Raw genomic sequence first — 15,033 nt, forward strand, 5'->3', positions numbered from 1 at the left:
TCGTGCCGCATCAGGAGACCGAATCCTTCCAGGACGGATGCAGCGCGTCGGCCGCCGTCTGGGAGAAGTCGTCCCCGGTGAGGTGTTGGAGCCGCTTGACGAGCTGCTTCCACCGCTCACGCTGCACGGTGATCCGCGGCTCGTCCAGAACCTGGTCGCACAGGAGGTCCAGCCAGGAGGTGATCTGGTCGGTTGCCGTGGCCAGTTCGTCCTGCCCCGCCCTCGCTGCCCCCGACAGGTGGCGCTCCAGCGCCTCTACGAGGGCATGGCGTTGGTTGAGCAGCTTGCGGGGCCGCTCCCCCGTCGCCGCGCCTGCGCGACGCCGGGCCACGCCGTCGGCACGGCGGACCGTGCCCGGGCGGGTCGGCAGTGGCACCACCAGGGCGTCACCGAAGACTTGGCTCTCGGACAGTGCGTAGTCGGCGCGCAGCAACTGCCATACATGTCCGTCGCGAATTTCCGGCAGGATCCTCTGAATGTCCTCCATGAGCTGCGACGACGAAGCGACTACGCGAAGCGAGACCTCGTGCGGCCACGCCTCCTGGAGAAGGTTGAGCTCGCGGCCGTCGAGAGCGGTGATCCACTCGGTGAGGTCGTTGGCACGGCAGAAGGCGGGAAAGAGCGCGTGCTGCGCCAGCTTCGTGGTGGTGACTACCGAGCACCTGGCCGGGTCGAGCTCGTCCAGCGGAATGTGGAGGATCCGTCCGGCTGCCGACCGAACCGCCACAGGACAATGGTCGCGGTAGACCGCGGCCGCCGCCTGGGACAGGACCGGCGACGAGTGGAAGCGTCCCCGGTAGTAGTGACTTGAGTGGTCACCGTCCAAAAGGTCGCACAGTGTCTGGAAGGCCGCGCGCCGCTGGGCTGCCGCGTTCAGACATCCGGACTGGGCGGCCTGGACCAGTTGCGGGAGCATGCCCGCGACGGTCGACTGCACCAGTTTCATCAGTTCCTCGTGCAACTCGGCGTCACCCTCGAGGGCGTTTCGGGAGGCCGTGACCGGTGCGTTGTCCCTTCTGAAATCGACGGTGACGTGGCAGCCGTTCAGGTTCCCGTGCTGTTGGCCGTTGCTGCCGTAGGGAAGGCGTTCCTCGGGGGAGTTCAGCCCGGTGTGCTCCATGACACGTACACCGTCCACGCAGAACGTGGCGGACGTACGCCCGAGCTCCCTGGTGTCGGGCTGCTGGCCCGACCGGTCGCCGTTGCGCTGATTCGGGCTCGGATCGTGGACCACGTCCAAGTGGAAGTCGACCGGATACGGGCCCAGATGAGTGGCGTCATGGTGGCGTTGCACGGCCCAGCCGTTGAGATGCTCACGCTTTCGGTCCAGCGGCGAGAAAGCGGCCAGGGAGGTGGGCAGTCTCAGATCGGGGGACAGGTGGGCGAAAGGCGGCAGGTACGCGAACAGATCGGTCATCGCGTCACGGAAGGCCGTCGTGGTGAGGGAACCGATGAGTTGAACCTTGATCTCCGTGCCGGGCGGGCAGACCGTGTTGTCCGTGTAGAACGGGCGGTCAGGCGTGGAGAACTGCACCACGATCCCGTCCACGGGACGGCAGTCCACCGTGCGGGTCCGCACTTCCACTGAGTTCGCCACGCTGAACACCGAGGCGAAGCCGATGCCGAAGCGTCCGAAGAGCGTCGGCCCTTCCCCGTCCGGGCTGCCTGTCCTGTCGGCCGAGTCACGCCACCCGGAACGCCCGAGCACCGACAGCTGGCTGACCACCTGCTGGTAGGTCATGCCCACACCGTTGTCGCGGATCACGAGCCAGTGTGCGTCCTCGAGTTCCACGTCGATCCGGGGCTGGTAGTCGCCAGGCTGTGTGGACGCCCGCATCTGGGTGGCGTCCACGGCATTCTGGATCAGTTCGCGCAGCCATACGTGCGGTCGGTCGCCGTACAACGCCGAGCCCATCAGCAGCCGGGTGATCGGCTGAGCGTCGACGCGCAGCTCATGGCTGCGCAGCGAGCGGTCACGCCAGTACGGCGTGTTCAGCTCGAACCGGACGGGCGGGCGCATCACCTGCCAGCTGCGCCGGACGTTCTCCAGTTCCACGAAGTAAAGGCGTACGGTGTGCTGGGCCTCAGCCGTGAGATGGAAGCAGACCCGGTCCCTGGTGGCCAGATCGAAGATCAACGTACCGTCCGCGGGTAGCCGTTCGTGCACGTCCAGCACGTTCCTGCGATACAGACCGGCCTGCATGGCATCGGCGTCCATCAGGCTGGGATTGTCCAGCAGTTGCGCCAGGCGGGCGAGTCCCCACAGGAAGGCGAAGCAGTCGGCTGCCGGCGACTTGCGCAGGTCACCGGCCCGGCGGATCCTGCCCGGCTCGTAGAGGCTGAGGTGGTCCAGCAACCGGCACAGTTCTGTGATGTCCTCTTCGGCGATACCGCACGCTGTCTCGGTGAGCGGCTCGAGAGCGGCGGAGATGTGTCCGCCACCCGTGGTCTCGGCTCCGGGCATGATGGCCCCGGACCGTCCGTGCATGATCGACAGTTCGGCCATCACATAGGCCAGGGCCACCTGGTCACGCGAACCATAAGAGGTCAAGGGCATCTGGTAGTCGATGCGTTCGACCAGCTTCTGGAAGACCTCCAAGGTGTGCGCGGTGTCCCGGTCCGGGTCGTGCAGCTCGGCGATGAGGGACTGCAGATGCCGGATCCTGGGGACGAGCGTGACGAACGACCCGCCTGACGACGGCGGCACGGAGGCCGGCGCCGACCGATGGCGCAGCGGCTGGAGCTCTGCGACCGGTGGCTGGTCGGGCTTGTGGTAGACGTCTGTGTGTTCGCGGAACTGCCGGCTGTGGACGCCGTCGTACTTGAAGTACCTGATGACACAGCGGTTCTGGTCGAAAAGCAGCTCACCTCGCGTGTAGCCCCGCACGAACTCCGCCGAGTCGTCACGGTGCGGACGACCGAAGAGCAGCATGGACGGCACGCGCATCAGTTTGTGGTTGGGGGTCTGGGAGATGCCCAGGGCGCGCGGGCTGTGCACATGACCGAACAGCCCGATCTGGTACTCGCTCTTCAGCTGTTGTACGGCAGGGTCGGAAATCTGCTCATGCAACCAGTCGAACGGATGGTGCTGCGCGAAGAGGGCATAATCGACGTCCTCTTCCAGCTTGGGGATCTGCGAAATCGACAACAGCAGCCGGCCGCGATCGCTGTCGATCCCGGATTCGGCCACGTGGTAGTACCCCGACCATGCGGAGTTGATCCCGGTGACGCGGCAGCGCCTGCCCTCGACGACGACGTCGTGCGACCAGCTGTAGACGTTGTCCGTGCCGGCGGGTCCCCACTCCCTCACGAATTCCTGGTAATTCCGGAAGGGATCTGCGAAGTTCTCACGCTGCCGCGCCCCTTTGAGGAAGATGTCGAGGGCCCCTGGGTCCTTCAGCCCGGTGACCAGATGCGAGGCCTTCATGGCGGCCTCGTCCCTGTCCATGTCGTGGTTGCCGGGAACGAACAGCAGAGGAGTGTTCTCTCCGACGATCTCACGCAGGGGAGTGAAGAGCACTCGAGCCACGGAGGCGTACTCTTCCGCCTTCCCGGACTGCGCAACATCACCCGTGAAGATCACGAAATCGGGAGCGCCGGAATCGGCGTGCACCTTGCTCAAATGGTCGATCAACACGGCTATGAACTGCTCGCGTTCCGGTTCCGGGAAGACCGGCCAATGGAGATCGGAGAGTTGCCACCAAGTGATGCTGCTGCGGACCATCCTGCCGTCCCCGTGCCGAGCTGGCCGCGGCGCCCGTGCCGCAGGCCGATTGATCGCTCAGCGTATCCGTACGGTTACGTGATCGGGGGGCTTTTCGGCAGGCCGCTTCCGAAGGATGTGCGGAATCCGGCACTCAGGCGGACCTGCGCGCCGCCGCCGTCGGCAGCGGCGGCAGCGCCGCCCCCTGCACCCACGCCTCGAACAGCTCCTCCACCGGCTCGGTCGCGAAGCGGGTCACGTGTGAGGTGAAGGCCTGGGTCGTCACCGTGCCGCCCCGGTGCAGTTGCCCCCACGCGCGCAGCATGCGGAAGAAGGCGATGTCGCCCATCGCGCAGCGCACCGCGTGCAGGACGAGGCCGCCGCGCTCGTACAGCCGGTCGTCGAACATCGACTTCCGGCCCGGATCCGCCAGCCGCAGATCCTGCGGCAGCGACGACAGCGACCGGTGCGCGGCGGCGGCGAGTTGCTGGGCCGTACGGCCGCCCGACCGCTCCGACCACAGCCACTCCGCGTACTTGGCGAACCCCTCGTTCAGCCAGATGTGCCGCCAGTCCGCGATGGACACGCTGTTGCCGAACCACTGGTGGGCGAGTTCGTGCGCGACCAGCCGCTCCGAACCCCGTGCCCCGTCCACGTGGTTGGCGCCGAACAGCGACAATCCCTGGGCCTCGACGGGGACGTCCAGCTCCTCCTCGGTCACGACGACCGCGTACTCGTCGAAGGGGTACGGCCCGAACAGCTCCTGGAACAGCTCCATCATCTGCGGCTGGCGCGCGAAGTCCCGGGAGAACTCCGGCAGCAGATGCGCGGGGATGTGCCCGTGCTGCGGCACGCCGCCCGGGCCGGGGTCGCCGAGCAGCACCGTCTGGTACTTGCCGATCGACAGGCCGACGAGATAGCTGGACGTCGGCGCCGACTGCTCGTACACCCAGGTGGTCGTGGACGCCTTCGTCGTACGGGTCAGCAGCCGCCCGCCCGCCACCACCGCGTACGCCGACGGCGTGGTGATCGAGATCTGGTACGACGCCTTGTCGGCGGGCCGGTCGTTGCACGGGTACCACGACGGCGCCCCGATCGGCTGGCTCGCCACCAGCGCCCCGTCCTCCAGCTCCTCCCAACCGAGCCCGCCCCAGGGACTGTTCACCGGCTTGGGGTTGCCCGACCAGTGCACCTCGACCGTGAACGCCGCCCCGGCGCGGACCGGCTTGGCGGGGCGGACGCGCAGACGCCCGCCGCGGTGCGTGTAGTGCGCCTGCCGTCCGTCGAGCCGGACCCGCCCGATCTTGAAGTCGGCCAGGTTCAGCACGAACTCCGTCAGCGGCGCCCGTCCCGCTATGGCGTTGATCCGGGCCGTCCCCGACAGCCGGTTCGGTCCCGGGCGGTAGTCCAGCGCGAGCTCGTACCGGTGCACCCGGTACCGCGGGTCGCCGTGCTCCGGGAAGTACGGGTCCACGCCCGCCGCCTGCTGAACTGCCACCGCTGTCTGTGCTCCCTGCGCCGTAATGCTGCCACCCCGTGCCGGGCCACCGCCCTCCGGCCCCGAGTGGGCCGTACTCAGGGACGCCATGCCTCGATCGGATTGCCGAGCCAACGGGTGTCGTCGGGGACCGACTCCGCCGCCATCACGAGCGACGCGGGACCCAGCGTCGTACGGGCCCCGATCGCGCTGCCGGGCAGGACGATCCCGCCAGGACCCAGCGTCGCGCCCTCACGGAGGACCACAGTATCCGTCCGCAAGATCCGGTCGTGGAAGAGGTGTGTCTGGAGCACACAGCCCCGGTTCACGGTCGCGGCGTCCTCCAGGGTCACCAGATCGGTCTCCGGCAGCCAGTAGCTCTCCACCCACACGCCCTTGCCGATCCGCGCGCCGAGCCCGCGCAGCCACGCCGTCATCACCGGCGTACCCGGCACCGAGCCCGCCAGCCACGGCACCGCGAGCACCTCGACGAAGGTGTCGGCCAGCTCGTTGCGCCACACGAACGCGGACCACAGCGGATGCTCATCGCTGTGATGCCGCCCCACCAGCAGCCACTTCGCGACGATCGACACGACGCCGGCCACGGCCCCCGCCCCGAGCAGCACCAGCCCGGACAGCAGCGGCGCCCACACCCCCAGCACACACAGCACCGCCACCGTCAGCACCGCCAGCCCCGCCGAGCAGAACACCGGCACGATCCGGCACAGCTCGACCAGCCCGCGCGCCCACAACAAGCGCGCAGGCGGCTCGTACGTCCGGCTCTGATCGCCGTCGGCCGCGGCACGCGGCAGCTTGACCGGCGGCAGCCCCAGATACGACGTGCCCTTCTTGGCCTTCTTCGGCGTCGCCGACAGCACGCCGACCAGCCCGCCGTCCGGCACGGTCCGCCCCGGCGCCGTCATCCCCGAGTTCCCGAGGAACGCCCGCCGCCCGATCGCCGCCCGCCCGATCCGCATCCAGCCCCCGCCGAGCTCGTACGGCGCGGTCAGCGTGTCGTCGGCCAGGAACGCGCCCTCGCCGACCGTCGTCAGACTGGGCAGCGCCAGCACGGTCGACACCTCGGCGCCCCTGCCGATCCGCATCCCGAGCAGCCGCAGCCACATCGGCGTGACCAGCCCGGCGTACAGCGGGAACAGCGTCTCGCGCGAGCGGTCCATCAGCTGCGTGACCGTCCAGGCCTGCCAGCCGACCCGGCCGTGCGTCGGATACGTCCCCTCGCGCAGCCCCAGGCTCAGCAGCCGTACGGCGATCAGGAGCAGCACGGCGTACGTCACCCCGTAGGCGAGCGTCGCCGGTACGAGGGCGAGTGCGGCGCCCGTCAGGGGCGCGTCCGGCGTGACGAACACCCGGGCCACGAGGAAGGCGGCCAGCCCTGCCGGCACGGGAAGCGCGGTCAGCGCGAAGCCGGTGACGCCGTACAGCACACCCCAGTACGTGCCCCGTCGCGGCCGTTCCTTGGGCCAGTTGCGCTTGGCCTTGCCCAGCTTGACCGCGGGCGCGCCCGCCCACCGCTGACCGGTGGGAATCTGCCCCGTCACCGCCGACCCGGGTGCCACCTCGGCCCGCTTGCCCACCCGGGCACCGGGGAAGAGCGCGCTGCGCGTGCCGACGACGGCATGCGCGCCCACCTTCAGCGCGCCGATCTCCAGCCGGTCCCCGTCCAGCCAGTACCCGGACAGGTCCACCTCGGACTCGACGGCAGCGCCCCGCCCCAGCTTGAGCAGCCCGGTGACCGGCGGCAGCGAGTGCAGGTCCACGTCCGGCCCCACCTTGGCGCCCAGCGCCCGCGCGTACCGCTCCAGCCACGCCCCGGTCAGCGAGGTCGCCCCGCTGAACTCGGCGAGCCGCTCGGCGGTCCACAGCCGCAGATGCACGCCGCCACCCCGCGGATACCGGCCGGGCTTCACGCCCCTGAGCAGCAGCCGCGCACCACCGGCGGCCAGCGCGAGCCGCCCCGGCGGACTGAACAGGACGACGGCACCGATCGCGACGAGCCACCAAGGGGCCCTCGGCAGCCACGCGTAGGCGGGCAGCAGATTGCCGAGTGCGGCCAGCGCCACGGTCCAGCGCAGCCCGAGCAGAGTGAACAGGGGGACCAGAAGCAGGAGTTGGATCACCTGAGCGCGCCGCGGCACAGGCGCGACGACTCGCTCCGCCCCATCCTCCTGCGCGGACTCCTCCAGCCGCCGGGCCAGCTTGCGCAGCACCGGCTGCTGGTAGATGTCCAGGACGGCCGCGCTCGGATAGCGGGTCCGCAGCCGCGTCGTCAGCTGCGCGGCGGCCAGACTGCTGCCACCGATCGCGAAGAACTCGTCGGAGGCGCTGGTGACGGGGATGCCGAGCACCTCGGTCCACTGCTCGGCGAGCCAGGCCTCGGTGCCGTACAACTGCTCGGCGGGACCGCCTGTTTCGAGGCCCTCCAGGGGCCAGGGCAGCGCGTTGCGGTCCACCTTGCCGGAGGTCCGGGTCGGCAGTTCGTCGACCGGTGCGAGCAACGGCACGAGCGCGGCGGGCAGTTCGGCGCGCAGCTTCTCGACCGCCGCCGCGTGGTCCCACCCGTCCTGGGTGACGACGTACCCGACCAGCAGCTGGTTGCCGCTGCGGGCGGTCCGCACGGCGGCCGCCGCACCGGCGACCCCGGGCAGCGCCTGCAACGCGGCGTCCACCTCGCCGAGTTCGATCCGCCGCCCGCCCAGTTTGATCTGCTCGTCGGCCCGCCCGAGGAAGACCAGCCCCTCGGGCTCCGCCTTCACGAGGTCACCACTGCGGTACGCCCGCTCCCACCCCAAAGACTCCAGCGGCGCGTACTTCTCCGCGTCCTTCTCGGCATCCAGGTACCGGGCCAGCCCGACCCCGCCGATCACCAACTGCCCGCTGGAGCCCATCGGCACCGGCTCCCCGGCCTCGTCGACGACGGCCAGCTCCCACCCGTTCAGCGGCAGCCCGATCCGGATCGGCTCCTCGCCGCTCATCAGCGAGGCACACGCGACGACGGTCGCCTCGGTCGGCCCGTACGTGTTCCAGACCTCGCGCCCCTCGGTCACCAGCCGCTGCGCCAGCTCGGGCGGACAGGCCTCACCGCCGAAGATCAGCAGCCGTACGTCATTGAGGGTCTCGGGCTCCCACAGCGCGGCCAGCGTGGGCACCGTCGAGACGACGGTGATCTCCTGCTCGGCCAGCCAGGGCCCCAGATCGGCCCCGCTCCTGACCTGCGCACGCGGCACCGGCACCAGACAGGCCCCGTACCGCCACGCCAGCCACATCTCCTCGCAGGACGCGTCGAACGCGACCGACAGCCCCGCCATGACCCGGTCCCCGGGCCCGATCGGCTCGTCGGTGAGGAACAGCGCGGCCTCGGCGTCCACGAACGCGGCGGCACTGCGGTGGCTCACGGCCACACCCTTGGGCTTACCCGTCGAGCCGGAGGTGAAGATGATCCACGCGTCGTGCCCGACACCGGGCCGGGCGGCGGGCACATCGGAGACACTCCGCACGGCGATCTCGTGCCCGGCCCCGATCACGGCCCGAACGTCGGCCTCCCCGAACACCAACTCGGCCCGCTCGTCCGGGTCCTCGGCGTCGACCGGCACATAAGCGGCACCGGCCGCGAGCACGGCGAGGATCGCGACGTAGAGCTCATTGGTCCCCGACGGCACCCGCACCCCCACCCGATCGCTGAGCCCGACCCCCGCCCCGGCCAGCCCCCGCCGCAGCCGCTCCACCTCGACGGCGAGCTCACGGTAGGTCAGGCACGTCGTGCCGTCGTCCAGGGCCGGCTCGTCCGGATACGACCGCACGGACGCCTCGAACACGTCGACGAGCGTGCGCGGCGACGCCGCCGGACCCCCCGAAAAACGTGCCGTGTCCCCGAACTGCTGGTGGATCTCCGCCCGGAGCTCTTCGTCGAGCAGACCGAGAGCGTCGCTCTCCTGTATGGCTGCCATCCGGTCCTCGCGTCTCGATCCCGGAAGCCTCCGGGGCGCTGGCGGGCCCGCAGGTCTGCCTGGGGTTGTCCGGCTCCAGCTCCGTAACAAGCCGGAAATTTTAGTACGAAGCTGGGTTCGGGGCTGACGGTCCGCCACCCGAAAGCGGCCGTCCGAGTGGCTGCAGCAAGCCGACCCGAGGCCACTGACCTGCTGTTCTTCATGCGGCGCGAGAGATGTCCCACACGAGCCGCACCAAGGCCAAGAAGGGGACATTCAGGGGGAGTCCGTACGCCCCGTCAGCTGCTGCCGCCCGCCGCGAACTCCGCGATGAGCTCCCGCAGCGGCTTGGCCGCCTGCTCGGGAGGGAGCCGGGTGTCGATGCCCAGGACCCTGATCGTCCCCAGGTGGCCGCGCGGTCCGTCGATGCGGACGGTCCGGCTCGTGGCACCCTCCGGCCCGGGATGGACGATGGCGGCGAGCGGAGCGTCCGGCGTGGTGTATCCGGCGATGTACGTGAGGAGTTGATGACGGTTCTCGGCGCTGATGTGCCGTCCGTCGTACCCGATGTACTTGGCGTCGAGAGGCAGGAAGCGCACGGGAGGGCCCTCGAACCGGAGGAGGACGTCGGGCTTGAACGGCTGCGGGTAGGGTCCCGTCTCGTCGCTCGTCCTGATCGCCCCGTCGCCGGCGACGTCCTCCTTCCGACCCCCGAACTCGGCCGCCGCCCCCGCGGCCATCCGCCGCACGACCCGTTCCCACAGCAGGTCCATCCCCAGCAGCAGACTCTTCGAGGGCAGGCCGCGGTCGCTCAGCAGATCGGTGACTCCCCCTCCGCCCAGCACCAGCCGTGCCCAGGTGTGGGCGGCACGATAGCGGGAGTTGAGCCGGGTGTACCGCGCGTGGGCCATCAGGCGTGAGACCGCCACCTCAGGTCGTGGCCGGGGGAAGTGTTCGGCCGTGTCCCGCAGGGCGCGGGCCAGCTCGGCATCGGTGGCCAGCGGAATCGCCGCGTGCAGCGCGGCGCCGCAGATCAGGTTCTCCCAGGTGTCCACACGCCGTTCGAAGGTCCGCACGTGCAGCCGGTCGACGGCACCGTACCGGCGGGACAGCTGGGTCCGCAGGTCCAGTTGCCCACGCAGGACGGGCTGCTCCTGCTCCGTCCGTACGTACTCGCGCCGCAGTCCCTCGTCGAGCAGTGCCCGGCATTCGGTCAGCAGGGCGTGCGGGACGACGGCCGCGTAGCCCGCCGACCCGGTCAGCCAGCTCCTGTGGGTCTGGTTGTGCGGCACGGGGACGTCCTGCGCATAGCACAGCCATGAGATGAGCCGGGTGCCGGAGATGGTCATCTTCGGCGTGATGACCAGCCGTACACGCTCCAGCCTGAGGACCCCGACCGTCGACCTGGCCTTCAGGTTCCACCCGGTCGGGGTTGGCTGCAGCCGGAGCCGGCCGCCCTCCACGAGTGGAGCGAGTACGCGGCGGTCGGCCTCGGTGAGCTGGTCGGGCTCCAGCAGCACGGACGTGTGCTCGTCCACGACGACGTCCCGGAGCCGGGAGCGGCGTTCACCGCTCGCCGGCATCGTCCGACTCCGTGAACTCGGCGGCGAGCGTGTGGGGAAGGTCCTGTGCGGGCACGCGCGCGATGCGGCCGGACTCCGGGTCCACGAGGCCGCCGAGAACGGCCCGCAACGGCTCGGGCCGTCCCATGCCGTGATCCTCTATCTGCGGCACGATGTCGTGGTAGAAGACGGCGCTGAGTTCGTCCTCCGAGCTGACGGGCCGGTCCTCCCGCAGCAGGAACGCCTGACCGAGCTGATGGTCGGGGCCGAACTCGCGGACCAGTCTCGCGTTCAGCCCGGCGAGGAACGCCGCGAGGTCGAGCCCGCCCACGGAACCCTCGACGGAGTCCAGATCCGGCGGCACCTCCAGGAACGCGAAGCGCCGCCGGATCGCCGCGTCCAGGTGCCCCACGCTGCGGTCGGCCGTGTTCATGGTGCCGATGATCCGCACATTGGGAGGGATGCTCACCTGCCGCCCGCTGATGGGCAGGGTCACCGGGATTCCCCGCTTGTCGATCTCCAGCAGCGTGACGAGTTCCCCCAGGACGCGCGGCAGGTCTCCCCGGTTGATCTCGTCGATGACCAGCAGGAAGGTCCGGTCGGGCGCCTTCTCCGCCGCCGTGCAGATCCGCAGGAAGATCCCCTCGCGCCACTTCAGGTTCAGTCCGGCCTGGTCCGCGGCGGTGTCGGGCTTGTAGCCCTCCACGAAGTCCTCGTACCCGTACGACGGATGGAAGGTCACCAAGGACACACCCGTCACCTCGGAGACACCCGGCGCCGGAAGCAGGCCGGCCACGACGGACGCGCGTTCGGCGGCCGGTGCGTCGATGGCGTCCGCCCGCTCGGCCAGGGCCAGCGCCGCGCTCAGAGCGAGCCTGGTCTTGCCGGTGCCCGGTGGGCCGTAGAGGATCACCTGCCCCTTGTACTTCAGCGCGTCGAGCACGTCCTGCACGGCGCCGGGGACTTCCACGGGCACCGGGGCGGCGACATCACGACCGTCCCGGATGCGCCGCAGGAGCTTCTCCGACACCTTCGCGAACGTCGGCTGCCACGCGTTCTCGGGCGCCTCGAAGAACTGGGCGTAACTCTCGTCCCAGGCCACGGGAACCTTGTGCCGGAACTCGTCGTACAGCTCGTCGTAGGTGTAGCCGCCGGTGACCTCGCCCAGTGCGAGCACTTCCGACTTACCGCGGTTGGCGACGACGCGGTCGCCGGGTTCCAGGTCGCGGTAGGCCAGCAGCTGCCGTGCGAGCCGGAGATTGCCGCCGACCGACTGGGGCCACACGTTGTCCAGCGCACGCTTCAGTTCCGTGTCGCTCTCGTACTCGCCGAGATCGCCGATCTCGTCCCAGCCGACCCGGATGTGCTGCCCCGCCCGGCACTCCTCCCACAGGCGGGCGCCCGGTCCGGGGGCGATCTTCAAGATGTCACGGCGCCGGGGCTTCGGAGAGAACTCGCCGTACAGGAAGCGCATGACCTCCAGCGGGTGCCACCCCTCGAACTCGGGCCTGCTGCGCACGAGCGCGAGCAGATCCCGGTTGGCCTGCCAGGAGTGGACACCCCCGTAGGCCCGGTGACCGGTTCCGCCGAGCAACTCGGTGAAGTGCCTGATATGCGAAGCCGAATAGATGGGCAGGAAGTCGTCCGGGAAGTAGGTGGCCAGGGTCTTGGTGACCAGAGCCTGCCCGTACGACAGTGTCACGAGGTCGTCGATGGCACGGAAGTCCCTGTCCCGTACGGCGTCGAACGCGGCGACGAACTGCGCCCGCACCACGTCCCACGCGTCGCCGACGCTCTCCTTCTGCAGCGGGGCCGGCAGCCGCCACTCACCGGTGCGGCGACTCTGGTAGATGATGTGCTTCGCCGCGCTGCCGCCCCGGATGCTGCCGAGCGCATCTGTCCCGTACTCCATCAGCCAGCAGAACGGGCGGCCGAAATGCGGGTCGTGGACCGTGCCGAGGGCGTACCGGTGCAGGGGCAGACCGGGCCATTGCCCGAGCGGGAATCCCTCGACGACCTGCTGACGAGACCGCTGGGCCCCGGTCAGTACGTCCGCGAGCGCCGCCCGGTCGAAGGCCCGGGCCGCGCCTTCCACACTCTTCTCGTCCGCCACCGGTTCATGATCCACCCTGAGGGTGGATCGGCGGGGGCGAAACCGCAAAAGCAAAGGGCCCCTGGTGATCAGGGGCCGTTACTGGTGTCCGAGGGGGGACTTGAACCCCCACGCCCGATAAAGGGCACTAGCACCTCAAGCTAGCGCGTCTGCCATTCCGCCACCCGGACAAGGTGTCTGTCGTGCGGGGTTTCCCTCGCGGCGACGAAGGAAACATTACCAGGCTTCGGAGGGTGCCTCGATCACCCCCCGTCGCGGCGTGAACGGCGTGTGACGGGTCGCCGCCGGTCTTGGGCGGGGCCGGGCGGAGGGGGAGGATGAGGGGGACCACCAGCAGGGACAGCGCGGGAGGAAGCAGCGTGAGCGAGACGGACACGGCCAGGGGCGTCACCGGCGAGGACGAGGTCGTGGACCTCTGCCGCGAGCTGATCCAGATCGACACCAGCAACTACGGCGACCACTCGGGGCCCGGCGAGCGCAAGGCGGCCGAGTACGTCGCGGAGAAGCTCGCCGAGGTGGGGCTCGAGCCGAAGATCTTCGAGTCGCATCCGGGACGCGCCTCCACGGTGGCGCGGATCGAGGGCGAGGACCCGTCCCGGCCGGCGCTGCTCATCCACGGGCACACCGACGTCGTACCGGCGAACGCCGACGACTGGACTCACCACCCCTTCTCCGGCGAGGTCACGGACGGGTGCGTGTGGGGGCGCGGGGCCGTCGACATGAAGGACATGGACGCGATGACCCTGGCGGTCGTCCGCGACCGGCTGCGCAGCGGGCGCAGGCCGCCTCGGGACATCGTCCTCGCCTTCCTCGCGGACGAGGAGGCCGGCGGCAAGTACGGCGCCCGGTTCCTCGTCGACAAGCACCCGGACCTCTTCGAGGGCGTCACCGAGGCGATCAGCGAGGTCGGCGGGTTCTCGTTCACCGTGAGCGAGCAGCGGCGGCTCTATCTGATCCAGACGGCCGAGAAGGGCATGCACTGGATGAAGCTGACCGTGGCCGGCACGGCGGGGCACGGGTCGATGATCCACCGGGACAACGCGATCACCGAGCTGTCGGAGGCCGTCGCCCGGCTGGGGCGGCACCAGTTCCCGGTGCGGGTCACCAAGACGACCCGGGCCTTCCTCGACGAACTCGGCGACGCCCTCGGTGTCGAGCTCGACGCCGAGGACATGGAGGCGACGCTCGCCAAGCTCGGCGGTATCGCCAAGCTCATCGGCGCGACCCTGCGGAACACGGCCAACCCGACGCAGCTCGGCGCCGGCTACAAGGTGAACGTCATCCCGGGCGAGGCCACCGCGCACGTCGACGGGCGCTTCCTGCCCGGACACGAGGAGGAGTTCCTCGCCGACCTCGACCGGATCCTCGGCCCGAAGGTGCGGCGTGAGGACGTGCACTCCGACAAGGCCCTGGAGACCTCCTTCGACGGCTCGCTGGTCGAGGCGATGCAGTCGGCGCTGCTGGCCGAGGACCCGACCGCCAAGGCGATCCCCTACATGCTCTCCGGCGGCACCGACGCCAAGTCCTTCGACGACCTCGGCATCCGCGGCTTCGGCTTCGCACCGCTGAAGCTGCCGCCGGAGCTGGACTTCGCGGGCATGTTCCACGGCGTCGACGAGCGGGTGCCGGTGGACGGGCTGCAATTCGGGGTGCGCGTACTGGACCGGTTCATCGATGCGTCCTGAATTGGGCCACTGAAACGACACTTCAGTAATCGTCCAGACGTGCTGGGCGTGGCTGGGGAGGGTGAACGCGCTCATAAGGTCGTAGCCCTATTAGTTCCTCCTCGTTACAGGTGATGCGATCAGCTACTTGTGATCGCATTGCCAACAAGGAGGAATAATGATCAAGAAGGTCGTCGCCGCTGCGGCTGCCACCGGTGGGCTGGTTCTCGCGGGCGCGGGCCTCGCCGTTGCCGACGCTGGTGCCCAGGGTGCCGCGGTGCACTCCCCGGGCGTCCTGTCCGGCAACGTCGTTCAGGCGCCGGTTCACGTCCCCGTGAACGTCTGCGGCAACACGATCTCGGTGATCGGGCTGCTGAACCCCGCCTTCGGCAACACCTGCATCAACAAGTGACGTTGTGCCTCGCCCCGTGACCAGGGGCTGAGCCCGTCGGCCCCGGAGCGCGTGCCATGCGCTCCGGGGCCGACCGGCCTTTCGGAACGCCGGAACGTCCCTACATCGACAATCCGGCCTCATTCCGGCGTCGTCTTTTCGGAACAAGGTCGAAGGCA

The 15,033-nt window shown here is 69.7% G+C and carries 7 protein-coding genes and 1 tRNA gene; 2 read left to right on the forward strand and 6 right to left on the reverse strand.

Annotated elements, in window-relative coordinates:
- Window positions 1-10: 10 nt before the first annotated feature.
- From ACZ7L6_RS34450 to ACZ7L6_RS34475, 6 genes are all read right to left on the reverse strand, one after another.
- Window positions 11-3,724, reverse strand: coding sequence for a metallophosphoesterase family protein (locus ACZ7L6_RS34450; RefSeq protein WP_471930823.1), 3,714 nt, complete (start codon window positions 3,722-3,724; stop codon window positions 11-13).
- A 133-nt stretch (window positions 3,725-3,857) separates the two neighbouring features.
- Window positions 3,858-5,201 carry a M1 family metallopeptidase gene (locus ACZ7L6_RS34455; RefSeq protein ID WP_471930825.1) on the reverse strand — a complete coding sequence of 448 codons (1,344 nt, stop codon included), beginning with the start codon at window positions 5,199-5,201 and terminating at the stop codon, window positions 3,858-3,860.
- 77 nt (window positions 5,202-5,278) lie between these two features.
- Window positions 5,279-9,145, reverse strand: a complete 3,867-nt coding sequence (locus ACZ7L6_RS34460; protein ID WP_471930827.1) for a Pls/PosA family non-ribosomal peptide synthetase — start codon at window positions 9,143-9,145, stop codon at window positions 5,279-5,281.
- Window positions 9,146-9,423: 278 nt separating this feature from the next.
- The gene (locus ACZ7L6_RS34465) at window positions 9,424-10,707 is read right to left on the reverse strand and encodes an McrC family protein (protein ID WP_471930829.1); all 1,284 of its coding nucleotides are present in this window, start codon (window positions 10,705-10,707) and stop codon (window positions 9,424-9,426) included.
- A complete protein-coding gene (locus ACZ7L6_RS34470; RefSeq protein ID WP_471930831.1) occupies window positions 10,691-12,799 on the reverse strand; it encodes an McrB family protein in 2,109 nt (702 codons plus the stop codon). The genes ACZ7L6_RS34465 and ACZ7L6_RS34470 overlap by 17 nt, the downstream gene beginning before the upstream one ends.
- Window positions 12,800-12,881: 82 nt before the next feature.
- A tRNA-Leu gene (locus tag ACZ7L6_RS34475) sits at window positions 12,882-12,969 on the reverse strand.
- Between the two features lie 189 nt (window positions 12,970-13,158).
- Here ACZ7L6_RS34475 and ACZ7L6_RS34480 point away from each other — a divergent pair.
- Both ACZ7L6_RS34480 and chpH read left to right on the forward strand, forming a co-directional pair.
- Window positions 13,159-14,484: a M20/M25/M40 family metallo-hydrolase gene (locus ACZ7L6_RS34480; protein ID WP_471930833.1), complete on the forward strand. Its 1,326-nt coding sequence runs from the start codon at window positions 13,159-13,161 to the stop codon at window positions 14,482-14,484.
- A gap of 157 nt (window positions 14,485-14,641) precedes the next feature.
- Window positions 14,642-14,875, forward strand: coding sequence for a chaplin ChpH (chpH, locus tag ACZ7L6_RS34485; protein WP_307032906.1), 234 nt, complete (start codon window positions 14,642-14,644; stop codon window positions 14,873-14,875).
- Window positions 14,876-15,033 lie beyond the last annotated feature (158 nt).

It is taken from the genome of Streptomyces sp. NPDC107522, from assembly GCF_055657525.1.

What these genes read in the sequence shown, in the direction of transcription:
- ACZ7L6_RS34450 (WP_471930823.1), bottom strand. Translation starts at nt 3,724, where the DNA reads ATGGTCCGCAGCAGCATCACTTGGTGGCAACTCTCCGATCTCCATTGG.
- ACZ7L6_RS34460 (WP_471930827.1), bottom strand. Translation starts at nt 9,145, where the DNA reads ATGGCAGCCATACAGGAGAGCGACGCTCTCGGTCTGCTCGACGAAGAG.
- ACZ7L6_RS34465 (WP_471930829.1), bottom strand. Translation starts at nt 10,707, where the DNA reads ATGCCGGCGAGCGGTGAACGCCGCTCCCGGCTCCGGGACGTCGTCGTG.
- chpH (WP_307032906.1), top strand. Translation starts at nt 14,642, where the DNA reads ATGATCAAGAAGGTCGTCGCCGCTGCGGCTGCCACCGGTGGGCTGGTT.